The 25802-nt window shown below is 70.8% G+C and carries 24 protein-coding genes and 1 pseudogene; 12 read left to right on the plus strand and 13 right to left on the minus strand.

Annotated elements, in window-relative coordinates; translation table 11 throughout:
- The first annotated feature begins 157 nt into the window (after positions 1-157).
- Entirely contained in the window at positions 158-1447 is a 1290-nt protein-coding gene (locus ACIHFD_RS25705; RefSeq protein WP_185069825.1) for a GTP cyclohydrolase IIa, read from the plus strand.
- 545 nt (positions 1448-1992) lie between these two features.
- Here ACIHFD_RS25705 and ACIHFD_RS25710 read toward each other — a convergent pair.
- Positions 1993-2427 carry a rhodanese-like domain-containing protein gene (locus ACIHFD_RS25710; RefSeq protein WP_397369009.1) on the minus strand — a complete coding sequence of 145 codons (435 nt, stop codon included), beginning with the start codon at positions 2425-2427 and terminating at the stop codon, positions 1993-1995.
- Positions 2428-2591: 164 nt separating this feature from the next.
- Between ACIHFD_RS25710 and ACIHFD_RS25715 the strand changes: the two genes are divergently transcribed.
- On the plus strand, positions 2592-3611 hold the full coding sequence (locus tag ACIHFD_RS25715; protein ID WP_364253991.1) for an EamA family transporter: 1020 nt from the start codon (positions 2592-2594) through the stop codon (positions 3609-3611).
- On the opposite strand, the pseudogene ACIHFD_RS25720 reads toward ACIHFD_RS25715, so the two are convergent.
- Positions 3546-4784, minus strand: a pseudogene (locus ACIHFD_RS25720) (aspartate aminotransferase family protein); the annotation flags it as partial. The gene ACIHFD_RS25715 and the pseudogene ACIHFD_RS25720 sit on opposite strands and share 66 nt — an antisense overlap.
- A 105-nt stretch (positions 4785-4889) precedes the next feature.
- Here ACIHFD_RS25720 and ACIHFD_RS25725 point away from each other — a divergent pair.
- The 5 genes from ACIHFD_RS25725 to ACIHFD_RS25745 are packed head-to-tail and all read left to right on the plus strand — an operon-like array spanning position 4890 to position 9701.
- Entirely contained in the window at positions 4890-5735 is an 846-nt protein-coding gene (locus ACIHFD_RS25725) for a fumarylacetoacetate hydrolase family protein (RefSeq protein WP_397369010.1), read from the plus strand.
- Positions 5736-5744: 9 nt separating this feature from the next.
- Positions 5745-6821, plus strand: coding sequence for a helix-turn-helix domain-containing protein (locus tag ACIHFD_RS25730; protein ID WP_397369011.1), 1077 nt, complete (start codon positions 5745-5747; stop codon positions 6819-6821).
- A 14-nt stretch (positions 6822-6835) separates the two neighbouring features.
- Positions 6836-7762: a BadF/BadG/BcrA/BcrD ATPase family protein gene (locus ACIHFD_RS25735; RefSeq protein ID WP_397369012.1), complete on the plus strand. Its 927-nt coding sequence runs from the start codon at positions 6836-6838 to the stop codon at positions 7760-7762.
- Positions 7759-8964: a hypothetical protein gene (locus ACIHFD_RS25740; protein ID WP_397369013.1), complete on the plus strand. Its 1206-nt coding sequence runs from the start codon at positions 7759-7761 to the stop codon at positions 8962-8964. Before ACIHFD_RS25735 ends, ACIHFD_RS25740 begins: the two co-directional genes overlap by 4 nt.
- Positions 8964-9701: a sugar isomerase domain-containing protein gene (locus ACIHFD_RS25745; protein WP_397369015.1), complete on the plus strand. Its 738-nt coding sequence runs from the start codon at positions 8964-8966 to the stop codon at positions 9699-9701. The genes ACIHFD_RS25740 and ACIHFD_RS25745 overlap by 1 nt, the downstream gene beginning before the upstream one ends.
- Here the strand turns inward: ACIHFD_RS25745 and ACIHFD_RS25750 are convergent.
- The 6 genes from ACIHFD_RS25750 to ACIHFD_RS25775 are packed head-to-tail and all read right to left on the minus strand — an operon-like array spanning position 9698 to position 16420.
- The gene (locus ACIHFD_RS25750; RefSeq protein WP_363977140.1) at positions 9698-11041 is read right to left on the minus strand and encodes a GTP cyclohydrolase IIa; all 1344 of its coding nucleotides are present in this window, start codon (positions 11039-11041) and stop codon (positions 9698-9700) included. The two genes, ACIHFD_RS25745 and ACIHFD_RS25750, sit on opposite strands and share 4 nt — an antisense overlap.
- Positions 11020-11826 (minus strand): amidohydrolase family protein, encoded by an 807-nt coding sequence (locus ACIHFD_RS25755; RefSeq protein ID WP_397369016.1) that lies wholly within the window; start codon positions 11824-11826, stop codon positions 11020-11022. The genes ACIHFD_RS25750 and ACIHFD_RS25755 overlap by 22 nt, the downstream gene beginning before the upstream one ends.
- Positions 11823-12560, minus strand: coding sequence for an amidohydrolase family protein (locus ACIHFD_RS25760; RefSeq protein ID WP_397369017.1), 738 nt, complete (start codon positions 12558-12560; stop codon positions 11823-11825). Before ACIHFD_RS25760 ends, ACIHFD_RS25755 begins: the two co-directional genes overlap by 4 nt.
- Entirely contained in the window at positions 12554-14110 is a 1557-nt protein-coding gene (locus ACIHFD_RS25765; protein ID WP_397369018.1) for a heparinase II/III family protein, read from the minus strand. The genes ACIHFD_RS25760 and ACIHFD_RS25765 overlap by 7 nt, the downstream gene beginning before the upstream one ends.
- A 29-nt stretch (positions 14111-14139) precedes the next feature.
- Entirely contained in the window at positions 14140-15141 is a 1002-nt protein-coding gene (locus tag ACIHFD_RS25770; RefSeq protein ID WP_397369019.1) for a Gfo/Idh/MocA family protein, read from the minus strand.
- Entirely contained in the window at positions 15125-16420 is a 1296-nt protein-coding gene (locus ACIHFD_RS25775; RefSeq protein WP_397369020.1) for an ABC transporter substrate-binding protein, read from the minus strand. The genes ACIHFD_RS25770 and ACIHFD_RS25775 overlap by 17 nt, the downstream gene beginning before the upstream one ends.
- Before the next feature lie 200 nt (positions 16421-16620).
- Between ACIHFD_RS25775 and ACIHFD_RS25780 the strand changes: the two genes are divergently transcribed.
- Genes ACIHFD_RS25780 through ACIHFD_RS25790 form a run of 3 tightly spaced genes read left to right on the plus strand, consistent with a single transcriptional unit; the run spans position 16621 to position 19888 of the window.
- Positions 16621-17508, plus strand: coding sequence for a sugar ABC transporter permease (locus ACIHFD_RS25780; RefSeq protein WP_350732609.1), 888 nt, complete (start codon positions 16621-16623; stop codon positions 17506-17508).
- Entirely contained in the window at positions 17505-18338 is an 834-nt protein-coding gene (locus ACIHFD_RS25785) for a carbohydrate ABC transporter permease (RefSeq protein ID WP_350732611.1), read from the plus strand. Before ACIHFD_RS25780 ends, ACIHFD_RS25785 begins: the two co-directional genes overlap by 4 nt.
- Positions 18339-18364: 26 nt before the next feature.
- On the plus strand, positions 18365-19888 hold the full coding sequence (locus tag ACIHFD_RS25790) for a hypothetical protein (protein WP_397369021.1): 1524 nt from the start codon (positions 18365-18367) through the stop codon (positions 19886-19888).
- On the opposite strand, the gene hisC is transcribed toward ACIHFD_RS25790, so the two are convergent.
- The 4 genes from hisC to fbaA all read right to left on the minus strand — a co-directional run bounded on the left by hisC (position 19889) and on the right by fbaA (position 23896).
- Positions 19889-20947: a histidinol-phosphate transaminase gene (gene hisC, locus ACIHFD_RS25795; protein ID WP_397369022.1), complete on the minus strand. Its 1059-nt coding sequence runs from the start codon at positions 20945-20947 to the stop codon at positions 19889-19891.
- Between the two features lie 90 nt (positions 20948-21037).
- Positions 21038-22321 carry an adenylosuccinate synthase gene (locus tag ACIHFD_RS25800; RefSeq protein WP_397369024.1) on the minus strand — a complete coding sequence of 428 codons (1284 nt, stop codon included), beginning with the start codon at positions 22319-22321 and terminating at the stop codon, positions 21038-21040.
- Positions 22322-22428: 107 nt separating this feature from the next.
- Positions 22429-22839 (minus strand): DUF3151 domain-containing protein, encoded by a 411-nt coding sequence (locus ACIHFD_RS25805; protein WP_397369025.1) that lies wholly within the window; start codon positions 22837-22839, stop codon positions 22429-22431.
- A gap of 34 nt (positions 22840-22873) precedes the next feature.
- Entirely contained in the window at positions 22874-23896 is a 1023-nt protein-coding gene (gene fbaA / locus ACIHFD_RS25810) for a class II fructose-bisphosphate aldolase (protein ID WP_364253943.1), read from the minus strand.
- A 108-nt stretch (positions 23897-24004) separates the two neighbouring features.
- Here fbaA and ACIHFD_RS25815 point away from each other — a divergent pair, with 108 nt between their 5' ends.
- Positions 24005-24712, plus strand: coding sequence for a DedA family protein (locus ACIHFD_RS25815; RefSeq protein ID WP_350732620.1), 708 nt, complete (start codon positions 24005-24007; stop codon positions 24710-24712).
- A gap of 62 nt (positions 24713-24774) precedes the next feature.
- Complete coding sequence (locus tag ACIHFD_RS25820; RefSeq protein WP_397369026.1) at positions 24775-25185, plus strand: hypothetical protein; 411 nt, start codon at positions 24775-24777, stop codon at positions 25183-25185.
- Between the two features lie 20 nt (positions 25186-25205).
- Here ACIHFD_RS25820 and pyrE read toward each other — a convergent pair whose 3' ends face one another.
- On the minus strand, positions 25206-25739 hold the full coding sequence (gene pyrE / locus ACIHFD_RS25825; RefSeq protein WP_350732624.1) for an orotate phosphoribosyltransferase: 534 nt from the start codon (positions 25737-25739) through the stop codon (positions 25206-25208).
- Positions 25740-25802: the final 63 nt, after the last annotated feature.

Below are 25802 nucleotides of genomic sequence, written 5' to 3' on the forward strand. Positions count from 1 at the left end.
GGCGGTCAACCTGAACGACTTTCCGGAAAAGTCGGGCGTGACATTACGGCCCCCGCGAGCGATCGTTCCAAAAGAGAGCACTGCAACGGACGGCAGGATGGGACGAACATTGGTCGAGAGGGCCGAAGAAACTCCCCGAGTGTCACGCCCGGGCGCTATGACACCGGACCTCACCATCGGCGTGGTCGGACCCCACGACCTGGTCGAGCGAGTCATGCTGATGGGTCATGCCGCGGCTCCGCTGCCGTGTCGCCTGGTCGCGGCCGCATACCGCGACGAACAGGAGGCGCCCGACAAGGTGACGCGGCTCGGACCCGGAGTCGACGCATGCTTGTTCGCCAGCCCGGTCCCTTATGACCTGGCCAGGCGTTCCGGTGTGCTGACGATGCCGGCGACGTACGTCCAACTCGGCGGAGCAGCACTGGTGGCGGCGTTGGCCAAGGCCGCGCTCGACACTCGCATCGACCCCCAGCGGGTCAGCATCGACGTGGTGAGCAGGGCCGATGTCGAGGAGGCGTACACCGACCTCGGCATCCCCGCGACGGACGTGCACAGCCGCGACGAGCCGGGAGCCACCGGCACGATCGCGGCCTACCACGAACGTCTGGCCAGGCAGGGGGCCACCTCGGGGGCACTGACGTGCCTCCCCGCGGTGGCCGAACGCCTGCACGCCGCGGGCGTACCGGTCATCAGGATCAGGCCGACCTCGGCGGCGGTCCGCACGGCGCTGCACACCGCGGCGCTGCTGGGGGCACACCACCGGCTGGAGGAGTCACAGCTCACCGTGGTGCTGGTGGAGGTGCCGACGCTGCGCGAACCCGTGCGCCGCGCGGCCCCCCGCTACTGGCGCGACGAGCTGCGGCTGTCACTGCATCGGCTCCTGGTCCAGGAGGCGAACCGGATCAACGCCACCGTCTGGCCCATCGACGATCACAGCTATCTGGTTACCGCTACCAGAGGCTCGATCGCGGCGGCGACGGACGGGTTCAGGGTGTTGCCGTTCGCGGCCAGGATCAGGGACGAGCTGGGACTGGCGGTCGAGGTCGGCGTGGGCATGGGTCGCACGACACATGACGCGGAGTCGCACGCCCGGGCGGCACTGGCCCGCACGCAGGCGGGCAAACAGGCACAGGGATTCGCGGTGGATCGCGAGGGGCGGGCACTCATCCCGGCCCCCCGGATGCCACCGACCGGGTCCAACGCACTCAAACCGAAGGGGGTGGAAGTACTGGCCCGGCTCGCGGCCAAGCTCGAAGGCGGAGACACCGTGGTGGACGCCGAGGGCGCGGGCAAGATGCTGGGAGTGACGCCGCGTACGGCTCGGCGGTTGCTGCGCACGCTGGTTGACGAGGGACTCGCGTGGCCGCTACCGCCGAACCGCACACCGCAGCCTGGCCGTCCGCGCCAGCTGTACCGGCTGATCGTGGAGAAGCTCGGGCCCCGATGAGGGTCCGGGACTGAGCGTTTCGGTGCCGGGCCGCCTCTCGGCACCGAGCGTCACGGGCGGGGTCCGCGCCCGCGGGCACTTCGTGCTGCCCGCCGTACGGGCCTGAGGCGTCTCTTGAGGCTGGAAACGCTCCTGGGGCAGGTCTGGTGCCCGACTGGGAGTCACCGCCCCTCTGTGTGCATTACGGAGTCGTGTGTGACTGTTGTGGGCTTTCGTATGACCTGGGGAACAGGATGGCATTGACAATCGATGTCATCTTTGCGAACTCACGCATTGACTCTTGTGAACTCATTGGTTGACCCGTGTAGATCCGGGTATGTTCTCCAGTGCCCCCGATCGACGGGATTCGGACGGGGGCGCCAATTCTTTCAGGCGTCGATCTTCCGCCCTCGCGCGCGTTCTGGCTGTGTGTTTCTGGCCGAGGCGTCGCGGTTTCGTCCAACACCACGTGGCTCGGCGCGTTTCCGCAGGTCGGAGGCCGGAAGTCGTGGTAGGGAAGCGGCCGGTTTCGGGCTGATTCGTCCGGTGTTGCGGGCCGTGCGCCGTCAGCAGGCGCAGGCGGCGCCGGACACCGGCGCCGTGAGGGCGTCCACGGGGCGCCGGGTGACGCCTGAGGCGGTCTCCACGGGGAAGCCCTCCCTCGCCCAGTACTCGAAGCCGCCGATCATCTCCTTGACCCGGTAGCCCAGCTTCGCGAACTCCAGGGCCGCCCTGGTGGCGCCGTTGCACCCCGGGCCCCAGCAGTACGTCACGACCATGGCCTCACCCGGGACCAGGCCGGGCGCCCTCGTGGCGATCTCGGCGGTCGGGAGGTGCACGGCGCCCTCGATGTGGCCCTGGTCCCAGCTCTCCCGGCTGCGCGAGTCGACGACCACGACGCCGGGGACCCCGGCGGCCAGGTCGGCGGCCACGTCCGAGACGTCGGTCTCGAAGGCGAGGCGGGCGGCGAAGTGGGCGAGCGCGGCGGCGTTGTCGGACATCGGGGGATCGTTCCCTTCGTAGCGGGTGACTGCGAAGGATCGTGTCACTTTCCGCAGGTAGCAGGACAGTGGCGTGAATGCCGCTGATCGCTAATATCCCGCCAGAGTGCGATGTCTGATACCTGCGAGAGTTCTGTCGGGGCCGCCCGGTACAGTCATGAGCCATGCGTACGGACACCACTGACAGCCGGCCCACCGTCCTCGTCTGGGGCGCCCTGGCGGTCGTCTACGTGGTCTGGGGTTCGACGTACCTCGGGATCGGCGTCGCCATCGAGTCGATCCCGCCGATGCTCAGCGGGGCCCTGCGGTTCATCACCGCCGCCGCCCTGCTCGCCGGTTTCCTGCTGATCCGGTCGGGGCCGTCGGCCTTCAGGATGTCGCGCCGGCAGTTCCTGGGCGCGGCCGTCGTGGGCGTGCTCCTGCTGACCACCGGCAACGGGCTGCTGGCGGTGGCCGAGCAGTACATCTCCACGGGCCTGGCGGCGCTCCTGGTGGCCTCGGTGCCGCTGTGGCTGGTCGTGTTCAGGTTCGCCGTGCGCGACCGTCCCAAGACGCTCACGCTCGCGGGCGTGCTGGTCGGGCTCGGCGGGGTCGCGGCGCTGTCGCTGACCGGCGCCGACGGCGGCAGCGGCGTCGGGATCGTGGTGGTCCTGCTCGGCTCGGTGTCCTGGGCCGTGGGCTCGTTCCTGTCGAGCAGGATCCAGATGCCCGCCAACGCGCTGGCCACCAGCGCGGTCGAGATGGTCGTGGGCGGTGCCGGGCTGCTGGTGCTCGGGACCGGGGTCGGCGAGCGGCTCGACGTGTCGGCCGTCACCACCAGATCGTGGGTGGCGCTGGCCTACCTGGTGCTGGTGGGGTCCCTGATCGGGTTCACCGCGTTCTCGTGGCTGCTCGGCAACGCCCCCATCTCGCTGGTGTCCACCTACGCCTACGTCAACCCGGCGGTGGCCGTCGCGCTCGGCGCGCTCATGCTGGACGAGCCGATCACGACCCAGGTGGTCGTCGGCGGCCTGGTCATCCTGGCCGGCGTGGCGCTGGTGATCTCAACCGAGCGGAAGCGACCGAAGCGCGTCCTCGAAGACGTCGACGGTGGCGGCGACGTCGGCCTCGGTGTGGGCGGTGGACAGGAACCACAGCCCGCGCGGCACCATGTTGACCCCGCGGTCGAGCAGCGCGGCGTGTAGGCGGGTCATCATGGCGCGGTCGGTCCCGGCGAAGTCGCGGTAGTCGCGTACGGCGGGCGCGTCGGTGAAGTACGTCTGGAAGACCGGCCCCGGCCCGTCCACCAGCATCGGGACGCCCACCTTGGCCGCGGCCTCGCGCAGGCCGGCCATGAGCTGCCGCCCACGCGCGTAGAGGGTGCCGTAGACCTCCTCGCGCTCCTCGTCCAGGATGCGCAGGGTGGCCTCGGCGGCGGCGATGCCGACGGGCTGGGAGTTGAACGTCCCGGCGTGCGCGACCTTGCCCGAGGAGATGGCGTCCATCACGGCCGCCCGCCCCGCCAGCGCGGACACCTGCATGCCGCCCGCCATCGCCTTGCCGAAGACCGACAGGTCGGGGCTGACGCCGAGGTACTCCTGGGCGCCGCCGGGGGCTAGCCGGAAACCGGTGATGATCTCGTCGAAGATCAGCAGGCTGCCGTGGCGGTCGCACAGCGCGCGCACCCCCTGGAGGTAGCCGGGGTCCGGCTCGATGGCGCCGGTGTTGCAGAGCACCGGCTCCGTGACGACGGCGGCGATCTGTCCCGCGTGCTCGTCCATGAGACGGCTGAGCGCGTCCAGGTCGTTCCAGGGGCAGATCACCAGGTCGGCGGCGGGCGGCTGGCCTGCGGTGCCGGGGACGGGGCGCGGGTGGTCCTGCGGCCCCGCGTCGTCCAGGGACGGGTGGACGCTGTAGAGGACCGGGTCGAGCCAGCCGTGGTAGTGGCCCTCGAACTTGAGGATCTTGGGCCGTCCCGTGAAGCCGCGCGCCAGGCGCCAGGCGGCGTGCGCGGCCTCAGAGCCGACGGTGTTGAAGCGGACGCGCTCCGCGGAGGGCACCATCGCGCACAGCCGCTCGGCGACGCGGGCCTCCGCCGCGTGCTGGGCGGAGTAGACGATGCCGCGGGCCACCTGCGCGGCCACGGCTTCCACCACGGCGGGCGGGCAGTGGCCGAGCAGCGCCGGGCCCTGGCCGAGCACGTAGTCGGTGTAGACGTTGCCGTCGACGTCCCAGAGCCTGGCTCCCGATGCCCTGTCCACGTAGAGCGGCACGCCCGCGGTGCGGCGGGCGTCGCTGGAGACGCCGCCCGCGATGTAGCGCTGGGCATTGGTGTAGAGGTCGCGGCTGACGTCCAGAGTGCGGGTCATGCCGACCATCAAACGGGGGCACCTCGCCCGGCCACAAGAAAGAGAGCAAGAAGCGGGTCTAAGCGCAAATTTCGGTGCTTGTGGAGGTCACAGGGCCTTGATGGGCTTACGGACATGTTTCTTGGACGCATTCGGCGCACCCCTTCCGGTCCCGTCGAGCTGGTGGCCCGGCGGGTGCCCGGCGAGCTCGTGAGCCTGGCCGATCTCGGGTCCGACCCGGTGGCGGCCCTGGACTCGTACGGGCTCGACCGCCTGACCGAGCTGGTGGCCGGCCACGACGGCCCCGCCTTGGACGAGAGCGCGGTGATCTTCGAGCCGCCCGTGGCCACCTGCACGAAGATCTGCTGCCTGGCGCTGAACTACCAGGAGCACGCGGACGAGAGCGGTCTGGAGGTGCCGCCGGAGCCGGTGCTGTTCTTCAAGCCGCCGTCCGCGCTCGTGGGCCACGGCCACCCGGTCATCGCCCCCGCCCGCACCCGCCACCTGGAGCACGAGGTGGAGCTGGCCGTGGTCATCGGCAAGGTGACCAGGGACCTGCCGGCCGAGCGGTGGCGCGAGGCCGTCGCCGGATACACCGTGATCAACGACATGACGGCCCGCGACCTCCAGCTGGCCAACATCGCCCGCAACGTGCCGTGGGACCAGTCGAAGGGGTTCGACACCTTCGCGCCCGCGGGCCCGTACCTGGCGACGGTGGACGAGGTGCCCGATCCGCAGGAGCTGGAGCTGACCTTGGAGGTGGACGGCGAGATCAGGCAGCGGGCCAACACCCGGCAGATGGTCTTCGGGCTGCCCCGGCTCATCGCCGACCTGTCCGACGGGATGACGCTGATGCCCGGGGACATCGTCGCGACCGGCACCATCGCCGGGATCGCCCCGCTCAAGGACGGCGACACCATGCGGGCCACGGTGGAGGGAATCGGGACGCTGGTGAATACGGTCAAATTTCGGTCCGCCTAAAGTAGAGGCATGACCTACGCCGTGGCTGCCCTGGTGGACATCGACGACTTCATGGTTTCCGAGAAGACCCGTGGCCGGCCGTGGGCGCTGCGCCAGCTCCAGCGCGCCGACCACGCGGTGCGCGCCGCCGCGAGCGCCCGCCGCGACGCGACCTGCCACCCCCGGCCCCCGGAGGAGTGGCTGATCGTGTTGTCGGGCGCCGACCCGGGCGCGCTGATGTCCGACGCGGAGGAGCTGGCCGAGGAGCTGCGGGCCAGGATCGTCCGCGAGACGGCGTGGACGGCCACGGTCAGCCTGGGCGCGCCCAGCCTCGAACACCTCGCGGCGGAGCGGGACGCCAGGCGGGTCAACGACTACAAGCTCGTGCTCGGCGGCGACCGGGTGATCGCGCCACCCGCGCACGAGAGCGCCGCGCCGGCGCCTCCGGTGCGCATCGAGCAGGAGCTGACCAGGCGGGTCCGCGCCGGTGACCGCAACGGCGCGGCGGGGCTGCTGGCCGGGTGGGTGGACAGGTGCGCCAGGGAGCCCGGGGTCGACCCGCGCACGCTGCGCAACTGGCTCATCGGCCAGCTGCTGTTCGTGGTGGACGTGGCCAACCGGAGCAGGCTGGCCGACGGGTCGACGGACTGGGTGGAGGCCTGCGCCCGGCTGCCGATCGAGGACATCATCATGGTCGGAGACATCCACGAACGCTCCTACCTGCACTTCTGGCTGCGAGAGACGCTGGGCCGGCTCATGCCGGCCGCGCCCCGCCGTGACGTGCTCGCGCTGGCCGAGGCGTACCTGGCGGAGCACTACACCGATCCCGGGCTGCGCCTGGCGACCGTGGCGGAGGCCGTGAGCGCGAGCCCGTACTACATCTCGCACCTGTTCGCGGAGGAGCGGCGGACGACGTTCCTGCGGCACCTGACCGGGCTGCGGCTGCGGCACGCCCGCCGGTTGCTGGCCACCTCGGCGCTGCCGGTGGACGTGGTCGCCGCGCACACCGGCTACCCGACCGCGAAGGCCCTGCGCAGCGCGTTCCGGCGGTACGTCGGCTGCTCCCCCACGGAATACCGCAGGGCCGGGCTCCGGCCCGAATCGTGACCAGGAGGACGCGCATGGACCTGGCGATCGACGGCGGGCAGACGGGCCTGCGGATCGGCCTGGCCGAGTCGGGGCGGATCCGGGAGATCCGCGAGCTGCCCGGCCTGTCGTACGCGGAGGGCTCCCCGGCCGAGGCCGTGCTGGAGCGGATCGGGACGGGATGGGGGCCACTCGGCACCGTCTGCCTCGGGCTGACCACGATCCTGGACGACCCCGGCAAGCTGGCAACCCGGCTGCTCTCCATGGCCCGCCGCGTGCTGATCACGACCGACGTGGTCACCTCGCACGCGGGGGCGTTCGCGGGCGGCGACGGCGTGGTGCTGGCCGCGGGCACCGGAGCGATCGCCCTGGGCGTGGGTGACGGCATCCGGCAGGTGGACGGCTGGGGCTACCTCTACGGCGACGCGGGCAGCGGCTTCTGGATCGGCCGCCGCGGCCTCGACGCCGCCTTCCGGGGCTTCGACGGGCGCGCGGAGCCCGGCCCGCTCACCGAGCGCGCCCAGGCCGTGTTCGGCGACCTGGCCGGCCTGCCCGGGCGCCTCTACCTGGCCCCCGACGCGGTGGCGCGGATCGCGCGCTTCGCCGTCCACGTCCTGGAGCTGGCAGGAGACTCGGGCCGCGTCCTGGAGCCGGCGGAAGACCGGAGCCGCCCGGATCCCACGGCCCGCGCCATCGCCGAGGAGGCGGCCCGCGAGCTGGCGGGCACGGTGGCGGCGGCGGCCCGCTGCCTCACGAAGGAGGCGGCGGTGCCCGTCGCGTGGACCGGCCGCCTGCTGCGCGACCCCGGGCTCCGCGCCGGCTTCGAGGCGGAGCTGGCCCGGCTGCTCCCTCAAGCGACCCTCCGGCCTCCCGCGGGCGACAGCCTCGCGGGCGCCGCCCTGCTGGCCGCCTCCACGGGGCCGAGCCGCTACGAGACGATGATCAGAACGGCGGAACGATGAGAGTGGGACACGGCACCGTCGAGCTGCCCGTGCCGGACGGCACGCCGATGGGCGGTTATATCGACCGGCCGGGGCCGTCCACGGGCCTGGCGGACCCGCTGTCGGTCAGCGCGGTGACCTGGTCGGACGGCGGGAGACGGTTCGCGCTGGCGATCGCCGACGTCATCTGCGTCAACGAGGACCTCGCCGCGCGGGCCAGGCAGGCGGCCGGGTGCGAGCTGTGGCTGGCGGCGAGCCACACCCACGCGGGGCCCGAGACCGGCTGCGTACCGGGCGGCGGGCCGACACCCGAGCCGTGGCTCGGCCGGCTCACCGAGGCGGTCCGCACGGCCGTGCGGCGGGCGATCGAGGCGGAGCGGCCGTGCGAGGGCATGGCGTACCGCGGCGAGCTGCACGGGGTCGGCGCCGACCGGAGCAGGCCGGGGGCGCCGGCCGTGGTGCCGCTCGACCTGATCGCCGTGCGCGACGGCGGGCTCGCCGGGGTGCTGGCGGTGCTTCCCGTGCACCCCACCGTGCTGCCCGCGGCCAACCGCCTGGTCAGCGCCGACCTGGTCGGAGCCGTACGCGCGAGCCTGCGGCGGCGGCTCGGCGAGGACGTCTGGGTTGCGGTCGCCACCGGCGCGGCCGGCGACATCAGCACCCGCCACACCCGGCGCGGCCAGGACGCGGCGGAGCTGCGACGCCTGGGCGAGCTCGTCGCGGACCGCTGCGCCGAGCTGCTGGCGGGTCCTGGGACCCCGCTCTGGCGGGCCGGACCCACCGGCATCTCCTGGGCCACGCGACGGCTGACGCTCGAACCCGCCGCCACGACGGCCGACGAGGCGGCCCTCCTCGCCGGGTACGAGCAGGCCGCGGCGTCGGGTGACCCGGTCGCCACCCGCCTGGCCCGCAGCAGGCTCGAAGGGCTGCGGGCGCGCACCGCACCGCCCGTCCGGACCGGCGTGGACGTGAACGTCGCCCGCCTCGGCGGGCTCTCCCTCGCCGGGCTGCCCGGCGAGCCGTTCCTGGCCGTCGCCGAGCGCGTCGCCGACCGGCCAGGTGAGCCGACCGTGGTCCTGGGCTACGTCAACGGCTATCCCGGATACCTGCCGACGGCCGCCGCCTACCGGCGTGCCGAGTACGAGGTCCTGGCCAGCCAGGTGGCCCCGGGCAGCGCCGAACTCATCGCCGAGACCGCACGAAACCTGCTGGAGGATCTGTGATGGACCAGAGCTCGTACGCGCTGATCGCCGGATCGGCCGTGGACCGGCTGCTCACCGCCGAACGCGACGCGATCGAACAAGCAGGCGCGCTGGTCTACGCCTCGTTGCGCGCGGGCGGAGTGCTCCAGGCGTTCGGCACCGGCCATTCGAGGTCCGTCGCGCTGGAGCTCACCGGCCGGGCGGGCGGCCTGGTGCCGGTCAACCAGCTCGGCATCCGCGACCTCGCCTACTACGGTGACGCCTCGCCGCGCGACCTCCTCGACCCGAAGATCGAGCGTGCGCCCGGCCTCGCCGCACGCGTCTGGGAGCTGGCCGACATCCGGCCCGACGACGTCTTCGTGATCATCTCGAACTCCGGCGGCAACGCGGCGATCGTCGAGATGGCCCGGCTCGCGGTCCGGCACGGGCACCCCGTGATCGCCATCACCTCTCGCGCGCACACCGCCGCGGTGGCCGTCGAGGAGCGGCTGGCCGACCTGGCCCAGGTGGTCATCGACAACGGGGCGCCGTACGGCGACGCCACGCTGCCGCTGCCGGGCGGCGGCAGCGCCTGCGGCGTCTCGACCCTCACCGGCGTGCTGATCGCGCAGCTCCTGGTCGCCGAGGTCGTCGGCCGCTTCCTCGCGGCCGGCGAGCCGCCGCCCGTCTTCAAGTCGGCCAACACCCCGGGCGGCGACGCGCACAACGCCCTGCTGCTGGACAGGTACGGCCCGCGCGTGCGCCTCGGCGACGCCTAACTCCGCACGAGCCGGTACGGCTGGCGGGGCCGGCCCGCCTGGGTGCCCTTGACCGGAGGCATGGGCCAGGCCAGGCCCTCCTCCGCGAGGCTCTGCAGCACCCGGCGGGCGCTGCGCGGGGAGATCGACAGCACCTCCGCGACGATCTCGGCGTCGACCACCATCGAGTCGCCGTCGTGCAGGCCCTCCACCAGGCGTTCGAGCAGCTTGGCCGCCTTGGTGGCGACGATCGGCTCGGTGTCCTGCCGCTTGCGCCGGCGTACCGGCAGGGACAGCACGGTGCCGTCGCCCCCGACCAGGTACGCGGCGGTCGCCCCCGCGTTGCGGGCCTTCTCGACGGCCGCCATCGCGTTGGCGTCGGCGTCGCGGGCCGTGCTGCCGAGCCCGACGCCGACCTCGACGTCGACCCCCACGTCGGAGCGGATCCGGTCCATGAACGGCGCCATCCTGAACCCCTCGGTGGCCTGGCCGAGCGCGCCCACGGTGGCGGTGACGACGTAGCCGTTCTCGTCGCGGGGCGCCACGGTGGCGCCCATCAGCCGCGCGTCGGCGAGCAGCGAGCGGTGCAGCGACAGCTTCAGCTCCTGCTGCCAGTAGTTGCCCGGCCCGGAGTAGCTGGGCTTGGCGGAGGCGGCGAGCTCGACGACCACGATGGCGATCTGCGCGTCCTCCAGCCTGCTGCCGGTGCCGAGCAGGGCGGCGGTGTTGAGCGCGAGGCGCAACGTGTGGGAGGTCGGCAGCAGGCGCAGCACGGGCACGCCGGCGGCGCTCAGCTTGTTGGCGACGCTCCTTATCGTGGTGAGCGCCGCGGTGGTCTCGCCCTGGCGGTAGAGCTCCTCGTGGAAGGCGCCGAAGCCGCGCGCCGACTCCGGCCGGTCGTACTCGGAAAGGTGCACGCCGGCCGTGCTCACGCCGATCTCGCCGTACGCCTCGTCCACGTCGGCGGCGGGCAGCGAGTCGATGCTCACCCTGGCCGGGTCGATCCCGTGGGTGAGCACCCCGCGCAGCAGGCTGGCGTACAGGCTGGCCCCGCTCATGGGCACGAACGTGGCGGGGACGGTCAGCTCGCCCGCCTGCCTGGCCAGGTCGTGCTGGAGGGGCCCGGTGAACAGCACCACGTCGATGCTGTCGGCGATCCGCGAGAACTTGTCGTAGGTCTCGTGCTCCTCGGCATGAGGCGCGCCGAGCAGCCGCCAGTCGGCCGCGGCCGGCAGGCCGGCGCCGATCATCATGATCTGTTCGACGAGATCGTGCGGTCCCACGACTCCGATCGTCACCCTGGGCCGCGACTCCGAACGCAGCCGGTCCATGATCTTGATCACCCCAGTCCGGATCTCCACTGCAGCAAGCGGGTCATCGTCGCACCGAGCACCGCGGCCTGGTCCCCCTCTGCGAGGCCACTGAAGATTACCCTCCCCAGCGAGATCCGAAGATCGATGAAGGGGAAGTCGGACCCGTAGACGACCCGGCCGGCACCGAGCTCCCGCACCATCCTGGCGATGTCGGGCCCGGTGTTGAAGGACCCGCACACCTCCAGGATGACCCCTGGGCGCCGGTGCGCCACCTCGATGGCCCGCTCGATGCCCAGCGGGGTCGCGCCCGCGTGCCCCGCGATGATCACCACGTCGGGGTGCTCCGACGCGACGGCGTCCACCGCGGCCAGGTCGTTGTAGGGGGAGCCGTCGTAGGTGTGGGTGAGCACCGGGCAGCCGGTACGCTGCGCGAACTCCCACACACCGGCGTAGCGCCTGCCGGTGAGCGGGTAGTCGTGCAGGTCGGGGTGGAGCTTGATGCCGCCGAAGCGCGGATCCGCGCTCCACCTGGCCAGCTCGCCGTCGGGGTCCTGCCAGGGGTTGATCGTCAGGTATCCGGTGAAGCGGTCCGGCGCGCGCTCCACCGCCTCGGCGGTCGCGGCGTTCCCCGCCGCCGCGTCGAGCTGGATCGCCAGGTGGCTGGAGATGACGGCGTGCGCCACGCCGCACCTGTCCATCACCCTGACCATCGCGTCGGGGGACGCCTCGGGGATGAAGAACAGGCTGTAGGGGCCGGCGTGCGCGTGCGCGTCGACGATCCGGACGCTGGTCTGCGGGCGGCGCTGCCACAGCGCCGAGGTGATCGCGTTCACATCGCCCCCACGGGCAGCAGTTCCAGCAGGGTGCCGGCGCCGATGGCGGCCACGGCCGCGTCGTCGAGCTCCGCCCACAGCAGCCGGGTGACCGCCTCGGCGGGGTCCCTGAGCGGCGCCCCCGTGCCGAACACGAGACGGCGCTCGCCGTACCGCTCGACGAGCCATTCGAGCCCGCAGTGCGAGGACAGGTTGGCCAGCCCCAGGTAGACGTTGCCGGTGCGGGAGAGCACCCCGGCCGCCTGCCTCAGCTGGCGGTAGCCGATCGCGCCGACCACGACCCGCAGCTTCGGGTGCGCGGCGGCGACGGACTCGACTGCGGCCCAGCCGGTCTGGGCCGCGTCCACGAGCAGCGGCAGCCCGGCCTCGGCGACGGCTGTCAGCATGGCCGCGCAGTCGCGGCCGGCGAGGTCGTAGCCGTGGTCGGCGGGGTAGGCGCGGACGGCGCACACCCCGCCCTCCAATGCCCCGGTCACGAACTCGTCCGGCGTGCCGGTCTCGCCGCAGGTGCCGGGCAGCATCACCCAGCAGGGGCGCAGCCTGGAATGGTCGGCGACCAGGCCGAGCAGCTCCCTGTTGCCCGTCGCGGGGTCGTGCAGCCACGACAGGGTGTGGCTGACCACGGCCTCCGCGATGCCGAAGCGGTCCATCCTGTCCAGCGCCTCCGTGATCGAGCCCGTGCCCACGTCCCTGCGGGGATGGCGGCCGAGCATCGCGTCAGCGTCGATCAGCATGAACCGTCCAATCTTCGGGGCCAATCTTCGGGCACTGCGGGGGGTTGGGCGCGGTAGGGGAAGATGCCGACGGTGAACCTGCCGTCGGCGCGCCGCAGGCCGAGCGAGTGGATCTCGCCGTACTCGGCGGTCCTGGTGGCGGGGTCCGGGATCCTGGCCGGGCCCGTCCCGTACGCCACCTCGTCGGGCGGTTCCAGCGGCACCACCAGGATTCCCGGGCCACGGGTGCCCGCGAACCCGCCGTCGCGCTCGGCCCACGGCGACAGGCCGTGGATCTGCCAGATCGCCTCCGCGTCGATCCGGTCGGTGACGATCCAGTACGGGTTGTCGCCCTTGACGAAGACGATCTCCCGGTCGTGCCGCGCGCTGTAGCCGTGGTGGTGCCCCGCGAAGACGTCGGCCCGCGCGGAGACGGAGAACAGGTCACAGGCGGCGCGGCGGTCCTCGACGTAGCCCTCGCCCGGGACGAGCAGCGTGTTGTGCGCCCTGGTCGCCTGGTACCAGTCGTAGTAGCCGGGGTCGTCGTAGGACGGCGGGCCGCCCCCTTCCCAGGCCAGCGGCACGCCCCAGCCCGACAGCACGAAGTCGAGCGCCGCGTGGTGGCTGTGCGGTTCGAGCTCGTGCCCGACATAGGGGCCGTAGTTGACGACGGTGTGGAAGTCCCCGTGGCGGAAGGTGGCGTAGCCGCTGGCCTCCAGGTTGTGCGAGCCCTCGGCCGGCCCGACGTTCTCCGGCCAGATCAGGCCGCTGTCCTGCAGATGGGGCACCCAGCCGCCGGACGTCGTCAGGACGCTCAGCCAGCGGTACATGGCCTGGCGGCGCGGGTGCCGCGCGAGCGCGGGCTCGACGGCCACGGCCCGTTCGAGGTTGTCCAGGCACATGAGGTGGTAGCTGGGCGAGCGCTCGTGGTGGCCGCCGTCGGCGCGCACGTCCTGTTCGAGGTGCTCCAGGATGCGGGCCATGGCGACCTCGGCCCACTGCCCCGCCTCGGGCAGGTCCGCGAACACCCTGGCCGTGTGCAGCAGCTCGCACGCGTTGACGAACTGCCAGTTGCCGTGGCGGAACTCGTCGTGCTCCTCGGCCGACCACCTGGCGCCGCCGACGACCGTCTTCATCATCCGCAGCCAGCACCCGTCGCTCAGCGCGGGCTCGTCCGCGAAGGCGGCCAGCGCCTCGGTGACGTACATGGCGCGGGCGCGGACGCCGAGCGAGTACCAGACCACGTCGAGCCCCGGCCAGTCGCCCTCGACCCGGTCGCGGTCGTCGTACCACTGGCGGAACAGGCGGTCCCACTCGGCGGCGTAGCGGGGATCCCCGGTCCCGGCGTAGGCCGTGATCAGCGGGGACATCCAGCGCAGGTAGTGGAAGCCGTACAGCAGCGAGCGGCCGTGGCCCTTGTCCAGGAAGTCGACCTCGATCCCGAGCAGGGCGTCCGCGCCCTCCGCGCCGAGGGCGGCCGGGACCGGCCGCCGCCGGCGCCAGGCCCTGGCCTCGGCGACGCCGCCCGCCCCGAGCGTTTCCAGCAGCGCCTCGTCGGTGATGTGCCGCATGCGCGTGGGATGCACGTGCGGCGGTTTCTCTACGAACATGTCACCGGCCGCCCCGTGCGGGCGGACTCGTGCGCAGCGGCGAGCACGGCGGTCACGTGCCGCGAGCTCTCCACGCCGACCAGCGGCTCGGCGCCGGTACGGGCGCAGTCCACGAAGTGGTGGATCGCGTCGCGGTAGGCGCCCGCCGGGATGCCGTGCACGACCCGCTGGAGCATGTTGCGCGGGTAGGAGTAGGACTTCTCGGTGGCGAGCTGGATGTTCTCCTTCTGCCGGTCGAGCTGGATGACGCCCGACTCGCCGGCCACGGTGATGTAGCTGTCGACCATGGTCGGGAAGGTGTTCGGGTAGATCCAGGCCGACTCGAACGTGGCCACGGCGCCCCGGCTGAAGCGGGCCTGGATCTGCATCGCGTCAGGGGTGTCGATGCCCATCCCGCGCAGCTTGCCGTGGCGGGCGGTGGCGAAGACCTCCACGACGTGGTCGTCGTAGAGCCAGGTGACCAGGTCGATGTCATGGCTCGACAGGAACCAGGCGCAGGTCGTCCGATCGGCCCAGCCGATCATCTCGGTGGGCACGTGGATCGTGTCGTCCTTGCGGGCGTAGCCCACGACCGGCTCGCCGATCAGCTCCATCTGCTGCTTGGCCTGCGCGTACGCGGGCACCCAGCGGTGGTTGAACAGGCACATCGCGGTGACGCCCGCCTGCCGGATCGCGGCCACGGAGCGGTCGGCGTCCTCGACCGTGGTCGTGAACGGCTTCTCGACCAGGATGTGCAGCCCTGCCTCCGCGGCCGCCACCATCACGTCCGCGTGCAGGTGGTCGGGGGTGGTGATCGACACGGCGTCGACGGTGCCGGAGTCGATCAGCTCCCGATAGCCCGGATAGACGGCCGCCTGCGGGGCGGCGTCGAGAGGACGCCGAGCGACGGCGGTGACCTCGGCGTCCGGGTGGGCGGACAGGACCTCGGCGTGGCCGCGGCCCATGATCCCGGAGCCGACGATCCCGACTCTGAGCTTAGGCAAGTGCGTCATTCCATTGCTTCTCTGCGGCGTCGAGCGCCTCCTTGGCGCTCTTGGATCCCTGGAGGAAGGCCCTGATCTCCTCGGACAGCGACTCTCCGAGCTCGGCGTCCTTGGCCGTGCCCAGCGGGACGTACTCCAGCTTCGGCAGGCCCTTGACGATCACCCGGCGGGCGACGTCCATCGGGGAGTCGCCGATGATGTCCGAGAAGAAGGCGTCCTTGGTGGAGGAGATCGTCGAGGGGTAGATCGGCACCAGCTTGCAGAACGCGAGCTGGTTGGCGCCGTTGGTGAAGAACTTGACGAACTCGGCCGCCGCCCGCTGGTGTTTGGACGCCTTGGGGATGGCCACGGTCTGCTGGGCGAGCAGCAGGTATCCGCCGGTCCCGGTCTGGACGGGCTCGGTGACGAGCAGGTCCTTGTAGACGTCGGGGGCGTTCTTCTCGACGTTGACCAGCGTCGCCGCCGACGCGCTCGCCGCCATCGCGATCTGGCCGTTCTCCAGGGTCTGCGGGTAGTTCCGGACGTCCTTGGAGATCGATCCCGGCGCGATGCCGTGCTTGTCGTAGCTCGCCTTGAACGTGTCCAGCAGCTTGGCGACCTCGGGCGTGTTGAACGTCGCCTTCTTCTTGTCGGCGCTCAGCAGTTCGATGCCGTAGTAGCGCAGCACCGAGGCGGCGTTGACGCCGGGGATGTCGTTGCTGCCGTAGACCTTGGTCTCGGCGTAGACCTTGTCGGCCAGGGCGAGGGCCTCGGCGTAGGACTTGGGCGGGGCCTTCTCGTCGAAGCCCGCCTTGCCGACGACGGACTTGCGGTAGATGCCCACGGGAGTGCCGCCGTTGTACCAGGGCACGGCGTACAGCTTGCCCGCCACGCGCAGCGAGTCGACCAGGTTCGGCTGGAAGTCGGCGAGGTCGGCGGGCTTGAGCAGCTCGTCGAGAGGGGCCAGCGACGGGGTGAACCGGCCGAGGTCGGAGGAGGCGATGTTGACCGCGTCGGGGACGTCGCCGCTGGCGACCGCGGCGAGCAGCTTGGTCGCGATGTCCTGCCCGGGCACGTCGACCCACTTGACGGTGACCTTGGGGTGCTCCTTCTGGTACTGGGCGATGAGCCCGTCGATGTAGGAGCCGAAGTTCTTCTTCAGGTTGATCGTCCAGAACTCGACCTCCCCCTCGAACGGCTGGTCGTCCGCCTGTCCCCCCGACGTGCTGCCCGACGTTCCGGCCACGCAGCCGGACGACATGAGAGCCAGCGCGAGCGCGCCTGCCCCCAACGCTCTTCTCCTCGACATCGGGGGACCTCCTGAGAATTATGGCCGTCCTTAATAATTCTTTCGGCACAATGACACTCCGGCGCCTGAGTCGTCAAGGGTCCCTGCTCAGATCGGCTCTTGACGGTCGAGATCGGCCATCTATAGTCTGCGTCCAAATTCTGGCCAACTCTTATCGAGGCTTTGGGCGTCACTATTAAAGACCGAAGGATGTGAGGCCGGTGGCCGCCAGCCGGATCCCAGGGCAGCGCTGGTACACGCCGTACCTCTTCCCCTTACCGGCCCTGGTGCTGTTCGGGGTGTTCTTCGCCTGGCCGGCCGTCACCGCCGTCCAGCTCTCCTTCACCGACTACGACGGCGTCAGCCCGCCCGTCTTCACCGGACTGGACAACTTCGTCAAGATCCTCGGGGACGCCAGGTTCTGGACCGCCCTGCGCAACTCGCTGGTGTTCCTCGTGGGCCTGTTCCCGCTGCTCGTCGTGCTCCCGCTGCCGCTGGCCGTGCTGGTGAACCAGAAGCTGCCCGGCATCAGGACGTTCCGGATGCTCTACTACCTGCCGGTCGTGACCTCGATGGTCGCGGTCGCGGTGGCCTGGAACTACGTCTTCCACCAGCAGGGCGTGGTCAACTGGCTGCTCACCGGCCTGGGCATCCTGGACGAGCCCATCCAGTACCTCCTCGACCCCGTCTGGGCGCTGCCCGCGCTGATCCTGGTCGAGGGCTGGAAGAACATGGGCGTCTACATGATGGTCTACCTCGCGGGCCTCCAGACGATCCCGTCGGAGCTCTACGAGGCCGCCAAGATAGACGGCGCCAACGGCTGGCACCGGATGCGGCGCATCACCGTCCCGCTGATGGTCCCCTACATCGCGGTCACCGTCACGATGGCCATGCTCGACGCGATGCAGGCGTTCACGACCGTCTTCGTGATGACCAAGGGCGGCCCGCAGGACGCCACCCTGATGCTCGGCTACTACATCTGGGCCGAGGCGTTCGAGAAGTACGACATGGGTTACGCCAGCGCCGTCGGCCTCGTCCTGTGGGTCCTGCTGATCGTGATGGCCCTGCTCAACTATCGGCTCACCAGCGGAAGGAAGGACGAGCGGTGACTCGGAGGCTCGGCTGGTGGGTGCGCCGCGCGGGCATGTACGTGCTGCTCACCGCGATCGCCCTGGCGTTCGTCGGCCCCTTTCTCATCCTGCTGTCGGCGGCGTTGAAACCGGCCGGCCAGGCCGTCTTCTCCTTCCCGCCGGACATCATCCCCCGGCCCCCGGTGCTCACCTGGGCCAAGGAGGCGTGGACGGCCATCCCGTTCCCGCGCTACCTGCTCAACTCCGCGTTCCTGGTGGCCGTGATGGTGCCGCTCTACATCCTGGTGTCGGCTCTGTGCGCGTACCCGCTGGCGCAGATGGCCTTCCGCGGCCGGAGCCTGATCTTCTTCGCGATCCTCGCCACCATGTTCCTGCCCGGCGAGGTGATGCTGCTGCCGAGGTTCCTGGTGGTCTCCCAGATCGGGATGGCCGACGGCTACCTGGGCGTGATCCTGCCCGGCCTGCTGTCGGCGTTCGGGATCTTCCTGCTCCGGCAGACCTTCGCCGGGGTGCCGCGCGAGGTGGTGGACGCCGCCAGGACCGACGGCTGCCACGAACTGCGCATCTTCTGGCACGTCATGCTGCCGGCCGCCCGCCCCACCCTGGCGATCCTCGGCGTCTTCGGCTTCATCTCGGTCTGGAACAGCTTCATCTGGCCGATGGTCGTGCTGAAGGACTCCTCCCTGTATCCCATCTCCCTGGGGATCGCCTACCTGGCCGGAATCACCGGCACCGACATCCGCAGCCTGGCGGCGGGCACGATCATCTCGATCCTGCCCGTGGTCGTCTTCTTCATGATCATGCAACGACACGTCCTCGAAGGCATGCGCGGCGCGGTCAAGAGCTGACGCCGCCCGTTGTGAAAGGGTCATCCATGCTTACTCGCCGCCAATTCGGCGTGGGCGCGCTCTCCCTCGGCGCCCTGGCAGCACTGCCCGGCACGGCCCGCGCCGCGGCAGGCTACGACTACACCGCACGCGAGACGTTCGACCTGTTCGACAAGGTGTTCCACGAGAGCGGCAACGCCGGTCAGCCCACCGACACCAACGAGGCGGGCGGTCTCGGCTGGGGCGCCTCCTACGTGATGGCCGCCTACATCAGGATGTACGAGGCCTACCACGACACCACCTACCTGGACCGGCTCATCCACAACGCCGACCTCGTGCTGGGCAACCGCGACTCCGAGCGCGGCGTCACCGACTACCGCGGCCTGTCGCTGCCCGCCTGGCGCAGCCTCGTCTACAGCGCGGGCGGCGTGAGCCTGCTCGACGCGTCGGGGCAGCCGCTCCTGGAGGTGCGCAGCGCGCTCGTCAACGTCAACGACGCGGTGGCGACCGTACGGGCGGGCACCTCGGACGGGCGGTTCACCCTGGAGGTGAACAACCCCGTCAAGAGCAAGGTGTCCACCTTCGCCGACCTGACGATGGACCCCGCCAGCCCCGACTACGCGGTGAAGCGGATCCTCGACGCCTACCCGTCGCCGACCATGGTGACGGCCAAGGACCTGCGCCCCTCGCCGGCGGGGGCGACGATGCCGGCGCTCGGGACGTTCAAGCTGGCCGCCGCGCCGGTGATCTTCTCGGTGCACACCGGCATGATCACCTACCCGCTCGCGTCGTTCGTCCGGATCGTCCGCCGGGACCCGCGCCTCTTGCGCAACGCCCGCTACCGGGCCAAGGCCGCCGAATACCTCAAAGCGTGCCGGGACGCCGCTGCCGCGCACGACCCCGAATGGGTGGCGGACGGCTACTACATCTGGCCGAAGGGCATGCCCGTCCCCTACGACGGCGTCGAACAGCCGATCAACCAGAGCGTCGCCCTCGGCCAGACGTACGCGGAGCTGGCGGCGGCGACCCGCGACCCGTTCTTCCGTGACCGCACCCGCCGGCTCGCCGCCACGTTCGCCCGCGACCTCAAGACCAACGACAAGGACGCCTACTACTGGCCGTACTGGCCCAGCTTCGGCAAGCTCTACAGCGGCTACACCAAGGCGGACGGCGTCTCCGAGTGGACCCCGTCCTTCGGCACGCCGCCCAAGGGCGGGCAGCAGATCGAGGACCTCAGCCACGGCGGCATCGACGTCGAGTTCGCCGCCGCCGCGCACCGGTTCGGCCTCGCCTTCACCGACGCCGACATGGGCCGCTTCGCCCGCAGCTACACCAAGAACATGGCCACCACCGACAACGGCGTGGCGACGACGTTCCTGCGGGTGGACGGCACCGGCGGCCTGGCCGCCGCCGGGCAGTACCTCCAGGCGCCGCGCTACATGCCGGTGGCCCAGTGGGACCCGGCCCTGTTCACGCACGCGCTGGCGGTCTACGCCGACCACGCCGTCCAGTCGCAGTACGGCTCCACGCTGCTGTCGGTCGCCTACCTCAACTGGCAGCCCCGCCGCTGATCAGCCGCGGAAGGCCGCGGCGGCGGTGAGGAACGCGTCGTTCGCCTCGGGGGAGCCGATGGACACCCGCGCGCCCTCCCCGGCGAACGGCCGCACCGCCACGCCCTCCACGGCGCAGGCGGCCGCGAAGTCGAGGGTGCGCTCACCGAGCCTGAGCCAGACGAAGTTGGCCTCGGTGGGCGGCACCGTCCAGCCCTGGGCGATGAGCGCCTCGCGGACCCTCGTACGCTCCTTGACCACGTGCTCGACCCGCTCCAGCAGCTCGTCCTCGGCCTTGAGCGAGGCGATGGCCGCCACCTGCGCGAGGTGGTTGACCGCGAACGGGATGATCGTCTTGCGGATCGCCGTCGCCACGGGCTCGTGCGCGACCAGGTAGCCGACCCGCAGGCCCGCCAGCCCGTACGCCTTGGAGAACGTGCGCAGCACGCAGACGTTCGGCCGGTCGCGGTAGAGGGTGAGGCCGTCGGGGACGTCCTCGTCGCGCACGTACTCCCGGTAGGCCTCGTCCAGCACCACCAGCACGTGCTCGGGCACCCGGTCCAGGAACGCCTCCAGCGCGCTCCGGCGGATCGAGGTGCCGGTCGGGTTGTTCGGGTTGCACACGAACACCATGCGCGTGCGCTCGTTGATCGCCTCCGCCATGGCGTCCAGGTCGTGGTCCTCCCCGGCCAGCGGCACCATGACCGACTTCACCCCGGCGAGGTCGGCCAGCAGCGGGTACGCCTCGAACGACCGCCACGCGTAGACGACCTCGACCCCGGGCTCCCCGATCGACTCGAACAGCTGCTGCGCCACCGTGACGGACCCCGCGCCGAGCGCGATGTTGTCGGCCGGCACCCCGAACCGCTCCGCGATGGCCTCGGTCAGCCCGACGGCGCCGGGGTCGGGGTAGCGGTTGATCTGCCGCGCCCCCTCGGCGATCGCCTCGACCACGGACGGCAGCGGGTCGTACGGGGATTCGTTGGAGGACAGCTTGAACGACCGGCCGTCGGGGGTCGCTACGACCTTGCCCGGCTTGTAGGCGGCCATGGTGTCCAGGATGTGGCGGAAACGAGGCATACCCCAACCATATGAGGCCAGGCAGGCCGAGGCACCACCTGGCCTCGCGGTGTGCCGGGGTCCGGTCTCGCCGGACCCCGGCGCCTGCTCTCAGACGAGCGAGCGCACCACCACGGTCTGGTCGCGGCCGGGGCCCACGCCGATGGCCGAGACCGGGGCGCCGCTCATGTCCTCCAGCGCCCGCACGTACGCCTGCGCGTTCGGCGGCAGATCGTCGAAGTCCTTCGCGCTCGTGATGTCCTCCTGCCACCCCGGCAGCTCTTCGTAGATCGGCACGGCGTGGTGGAAGTCCGTCTGCGTCATCGGGATCTCGTCGTGCCGCACCCCGTCCACGTCGTACGCCACGCACACCGGGATCCGCTCCAGCCCCGACAGCACGTCCAGCTTGGTGAGGAAGTAGTCGGTGATGCCGTTGATCCGGGTCGCGTAGCGGGCGATGACCGCGTCGAACCAGCCGCAGCGGCGGTTGCGGCCCGTGGTGACGCCGTACTCCCCGCCCGTCTGGCGCAGCCACTCGCCGACCTCGTCGGTGAGCTCGGTCGGGAAGGGGCCGGAGCCGACCCGGGTCGTGTACGCCTTGAGGATGCCGATGATCTTGGTGAGGCGGTTCGGCGGGATCCCGGCCCCGGCGCAGGCGCCCCCGGAGGTCGGCGAGGAGGACGTGACGAAGGGGTAGGTGCCGTGGTCGATGTCCAGCAGCGTGCCCTGACCGCCCTCCAGCAGCACGAACTTGCCCTCGTCCAGCGCCTTGGAGAGCACCAGCGAGGTGTCGGCGATGTGCGGCTTGAGGCGCTCGGCGTAGGCGAGGTACTCGTCCAGGACCGCTGTGGGGTCGATGCCGCGGCGGTTGTAGACCTTGGTGAGCACCTGGTTCTTCTCGCCCAGGGCGACCTCGATCTTCTTGGCCAGGATGCCGGGGTCGAGCAGGTCCTGGACGCGCACGCCCATGCGGGCGATCTTGTCGCCGTACGCGGGCCCGATGCCGCGGCCCGTGGTGCCGATCCTGGCCTTGCCGAGGTAGCGCTCGGTGACCTTGTCGAGGGCCTTGTGGTGCGGCATGATCAGGTGCGCGTTCGAGGAGATCAGCAGGCGCTCGGCGGAGATGCCGCGCGCGGCGAGCCCGTCGATCTCGCTCAGCAGCACGCCGGGGTCGATGACCACGCCGTTGCCGATCACGGGGACCACGTCGGGCGACAGGATTCCCGTCGGTAGAAGGTGCAGCGCGTATTTCTGGTCCCCGATGACCACGGTGTGTCCCGCGTTGTTGCCACCCTGATAGCGGACGACGTAGTCGACGTCGCCACCGAGCAGGTCGGTGGCCTTGCCCTTGCCCTCATCGCCCCACTGGGCGCCTACGAGAACGGCAGCCGGCATGGTTCAGTCTCCCGTGCACAAAACGAAAACCCCTGGCGCAAGCGCGACAGGGGCTCTTGCGTAGAGAGACTACCCGAACGTGCCTATTCGTCCCAAGACAACGAGGGCTAACCCTTGGCGAGCGCCTCGTAGCCCGTCTCGGTGCTGTCCCTGAGGAACTGTAGGCACCGCTCGGCCTCGTCCTTCTCGCCGATCGCCTGAGCGGCTCTGGACAGGGCGTACAGGCAGCGCAGGAAGCCCTGGTTGGGCTCGTGCTCCCAGGGGATGGGCCCGTGTCCCTTCCAGCCGCTGCGGCGGAGCGCGTCGAGCCCGCGGTGGTAGCCCGTGCGGGCGAAGGCGTAGGAAGTGACGGCGTGCCCCTGCGCGAAGTACTCTTCCGCGAGCGTTGCCCAGGCCGCCGGGTAGGCGGGGAAACGGGCGGCCACGTCCGCGGCCTTGGCTCCGGAGTCGAGCGCCTCCCTGGCCTCGGGCAGATCCGGCAGTTGAGTCGGGGGCGGCCCGGCGAGAAGGTTATCCATAGGACAAGTCATACCCGCCGGGCCATGAAACTGGCTAGGAGATCTTCGTCCCAGCGCTCTTGAGGTTCTCGCACGCCTCCACGACGCGCTTGGCCATGCCGGCCTCGGCGCTCTTGCCGTAGGAACGGGGGTCGTACGTCTTCTTGTTGCCCACGTCGCCGTCCACCTTGAGCACGCCGTCGTAGTTGCGGAACATGTGGTCCGCGATCGGCCTGGTGAAGGCGTACTGGGTGTCGGTGTCGATGTTCATCTTGACGACGCCGTACGAGATCGCCTCGTGGATCTCCTCCTGCGACGAGCCGGAGCCGCCGTGGAAGACCAGGTCGAAGGGCTTGTCCTTGCCGTACTTGGCCGCGACCGCCTCCTGGATGTCCTTCAGCACGCCCGGACGCAGCTTGACGTGGCCGGGCTTGTAGACGCCGTGGACGTTGCCGAACGTGGCGGCCAGCAGGTAGCGGCCCTTCTCGCCGATCCCGACGGCCTCCGCGGTGGCCAGCGCGTCCTCGGGGGTCGTGTAGAGCTTCTCGTTGATCTCGCCGACGACGCCGTCCTCCTCACCGCCGACGACGCCGATCTCCATCTCCATGATGATCCGCGCCCTGGCGGACTTCTCCAGGAGCTCCTTGGCGATCTCCAGGTTCTCCTCCAGCGGCACGGCGGAGCCGTCCCACATGTGGGACTGGAAGAGCGGGTCGAGGCCCTTGGCGACCCGTTCCAGGGAGATGTCGAGCAGCGGCCTCATGAAGCCGTCGAGCTTGTCCTTCGGGCAGTGGTCGGTGTGCAGCGCCACCGTCACGGGATATTTGGCGGCCACCACCCGCGCGTACTCGGCCAGCGCCGTGGCCCCCGTGACCATGTCCTTGACGGTCGCGCCGGACAGGAACTCGGCGCCGCCCGTGGAGACCTGGACGATGCCGTCGCTCTCGGCCTCGGCGAAGCCCCGCAGAGCGGCGTTCAGCGTCTGCGATGAGGTCACGTTGATCGCCGGGTAGGCGAATCCGCCGGCCTTCGCCCGGTCGAGCATCTCAGCGTAGACCTCTGGAGTCGCAATAGGCATGATTCATCTCCCTGAGAAGTAACGGCTTCGCGCAGGCCCAGTATCCCGACTCACTACCCCGTGTGGTAGACACAACGCGTTTGTCGCCTCTACAGGTAGGCTCTCGGCGTGGACTGGCTCTGGAATCTCCTCGACCCGACGTGGTGGCTGACCGTGTTGGGGGCTTTCGCGACGATCGGCGTTCTCGCCATCATCTTCGCCGAAACGGGCTTGCTGCTCGGGTTCTTCCTTCCCGGCGACTCGCTGCTGGTGGCCGCGGGGATTTTCAGCTCGGCCTCGGTGGCGCAGGGAATGGGCATCGAGCCGCTCTCCTTTCCCGTCCTCTTGATCGGCACGCCTCTGTGCGCCATTGCGGGCGCCCAACTCGGGCATTTCCTGGGGGCCAGGTTCGGCCGCAGGCTCTTCGAGAAACCTGATTCGCGCTTGTTCAAGAGGGAGCACGTCGTCAGGGCCGAGGAGTTCTTCCAGAAGTTCGGTCCGGCCAGGGCGGTGATTCTGGCCAGGTTCGTGCCGATCGTGCGCACGTTCATGAATCCCGTCGCGGGCGTGCTGGAGATGCCGGCCAAGCGTTTCTTCCTGTGGAACGTCGTCGGCGGCGTCGTCTGGGTCGAGGGCCTGCTCCTGCTCGGCCACTTCCTCGGCAGCAAGGTCGACCCCAAGCAGATCGACAAGTACATCCTGCCGGGCGTCTTCGTCATCGTGTTCATCTCGCTGATCCCGATCATCGTCGAGGTGATCAAGAAGCGCAGGGAGCACAAGAGCCTTCCCGAGCCCAACGGCAAACACCACCGCGTGCCGACCGACACCCAGTTCTGAGCCGAAAACCGGGGGTTACCCGGGGTACGCTGCCCCCTGTGGGACGCCACAGGTCAGATCCGATGGGCGTCGCCCGTATGGCGCTCGCCGTCCTCGCCGCGGGCGCCGTGGTGACGCTGCTGGTCATCGGCGGCCGCGCGCTGTTCGGCTCGTTCGGCGCGACGCCGCCCGAACGCGAGCGCGCGTCGGCCGTCACGCCCGGCCCCGCCGCGGAGACCACCGCGCGGGTGCCGACCGTGCACATCGAGTGCCTGGTCGATGCCTGCCCCATCGTCACCGTACGCGTGCCGGGCGGCGACGTGCTGCAGTATCGCGAGATGAGCAGGGGCGAGGAGGTCAGCTACTACGAGCCGGAGCTCGACGTCGTGCTCAGCGACGCGGGCACCGTCCGCGTCACCGAGAACGGCAAGCCGCGCGAGCAGGGGAAGGCCGGCGCCCGGGAGGCGTTCACCGTCAAGTCGGCCGGCGGCTGACGCTCGGCGGCTCCGGAGTTTCAGAGCCCGAGGTCGCCGAGGGTGAAGACCGAGCGGTACTCCAGTCCCTCACCGGTGATGCGCTCGCGCGCGCCCCGGTCGACGATCGTGGCCACGGCCACCACCTCGGCCCCCGCCTCGCGCAGCGCCTCCACGGCCGTCAGCGGCGAGGAGCCCGTCGTGGAGGTGTCCTCGACGGCCAGCACGCGCCGTCCCTTCACCTCGGGCCCCTCGATCCGGCGCTGCATGCCGTGCTGCTTCTGCGCCTTGCGCACCACGAACGCGTCGAGCGTGCGCCCGCGCGCCGCCGCCGCGTGCAGCATCGCGCCCGCGACCGGGTCGGCCCCCAGCGTGAGCCCGCCCACCGCGTCGAACTCCAGGTCGGCCGTCAGGTCGAGCATCACCCGGCCGACGAGCGGCGCGGCCACACCGTCGAGGGTGATGCGGCGCAGGTCGAGGTAGAAGTCGGCCTCCATGCCGGAGGAGAGGATGACCTTGCCGTGGACGACGGCCTTGCTCTTGATCTCGGCCAGCAGGTTGTCGCGATCCGTCATGCGCCCAAGCTTATGGGTCCGGCCGGAGGGCCCGTCGCGGCGCCCTCGAAACCTCTCGAAGGT

The sequence above is a fragment of the Nonomuraea sp. NPDC051941 genome, assembly GCF_044593615.1.

What these genes read in the sequence shown, in the direction of transcription:
- ACIHFD_RS25770 (WP_397369019.1), bottom strand. Translation starts at nt 15,141, where the DNA reads ATGACGCACTTGCCTAAGCTCAGAGTCGGGATCGTCGGCTCCGGGATC.
- fbaA (WP_364253943.1), bottom strand. Translation starts at nt 23,896, where the DNA reads ATGCCTATTGCGACTCCAGAGGTCTACGCTGAGATGCTCGACCGGGCG.
- ACIHFD_RS25710 (WP_397369009.1), bottom strand. Translation starts at nt 2,427, where the DNA reads ATGTCCGACAACGCCGCCGCGCTCGCCCACTTCGCCGCCCGCCTCGCC.
- ACIHFD_RS25805 (WP_397369025.1), bottom strand. Translation starts at nt 22,839, where the DNA reads ATGGATAACCTTCTCGCCGGGCCGCCCCCGACTCAACTGCCGGATCTG.
- ACIHFD_RS25745 (WP_397369015.1), top strand. Translation starts at nt 8,964, where the DNA reads ATGGACCAGAGCTCGTACGCGCTGATCGCCGGATCGGCCGTGGACCGG.
- pyrE (WP_350732624.1), bottom strand. Translation starts at nt 25,739, where the DNA reads ATGACGGATCGCGACAACCTGCTGGCCGAGATCAAGAGCAAGGCCGTC.
- ACIHFD_RS25740 (WP_397369013.1), top strand. Translation starts at nt 7,759, where the DNA reads ATGAGAGTGGGACACGGCACCGTCGAGCTGCCCGTGCCGGACGGCACG.
- ACIHFD_RS25725 (WP_397369010.1), top strand. Translation starts at nt 4,890, where the DNA reads ATGTTTCTTGGACGCATTCGGCGCACCCCTTCCGGTCCCGTCGAGCTG.
- ACIHFD_RS25790 (WP_397369021.1), top strand. Translation starts at nt 18,365, where the DNA reads ATGCTTACTCGCCGCCAATTCGGCGTGGGCGCGCTCTCCCTCGGCGCC.
- ACIHFD_RS25800 (WP_397369024.1), bottom strand. Translation starts at nt 22,321, where the DNA reads ATGCCGGCTGCCGTTCTCGTAGGCGCCCAGTGGGGCGATGAGGGCAAG.
- ACIHFD_RS25760 (WP_397369017.1), bottom strand. Translation starts at nt 12,560, where the DNA reads ATGCTGATCGACGCTGACGCGATGCTCGGCCGCCATCCCCGCAGGGAC.
- ACIHFD_RS25730 (WP_397369011.1), top strand. Translation starts at nt 5,745, where the DNA reads ATGACCTACGCCGTGGCTGCCCTGGTGGACATCGACGACTTCATGGTT.
- hisC (WP_397369022.1), bottom strand. Translation starts at nt 20,947, where the DNA reads ATGCCTCGTTTCCGCCACATCCTGGACACCATGGCCGCCTACAAGCCG.
- ACIHFD_RS25765 (WP_397369018.1), bottom strand. Translation starts at nt 14,110, where the DNA reads ATGCGGCACATCACCGACGAGGCGCTGCTGGAAACGCTCGGGGCGGGC.
- ACIHFD_RS25820 (WP_397369026.1), top strand. Translation starts at nt 24,775, where the DNA reads ATGGGCGTCGCCCGTATGGCGCTCGCCGTCCTCGCCGCGGGCGCCGTG.
- ACIHFD_RS25735 (WP_397369012.1), top strand. Translation starts at nt 6,836, where the DNA reads ATGGACCTGGCGATCGACGGCGGGCAGACGGGCCTGCGGATCGGCCTG.
- ACIHFD_RS25775 (WP_397369020.1), bottom strand. Translation starts at nt 16,420, where the DNA reads ATGTCGAGGAGAAGAGCGTTGGGGGCAGGCGCGCTCGCGCTGGCTCTC.
- ACIHFD_RS25705 (WP_185069825.1), top strand. Translation starts at nt 158, where the DNA reads ATGACACCGGACCTCACCATCGGCGTGGTCGGACCCCACGACCTGGTC.
- ACIHFD_RS25715 (WP_364253991.1), top strand. Translation starts at nt 2,592, where the DNA reads ATGCGTACGGACACCACTGACAGCCGGCCCACCGTCCTCGTCTGGGGC.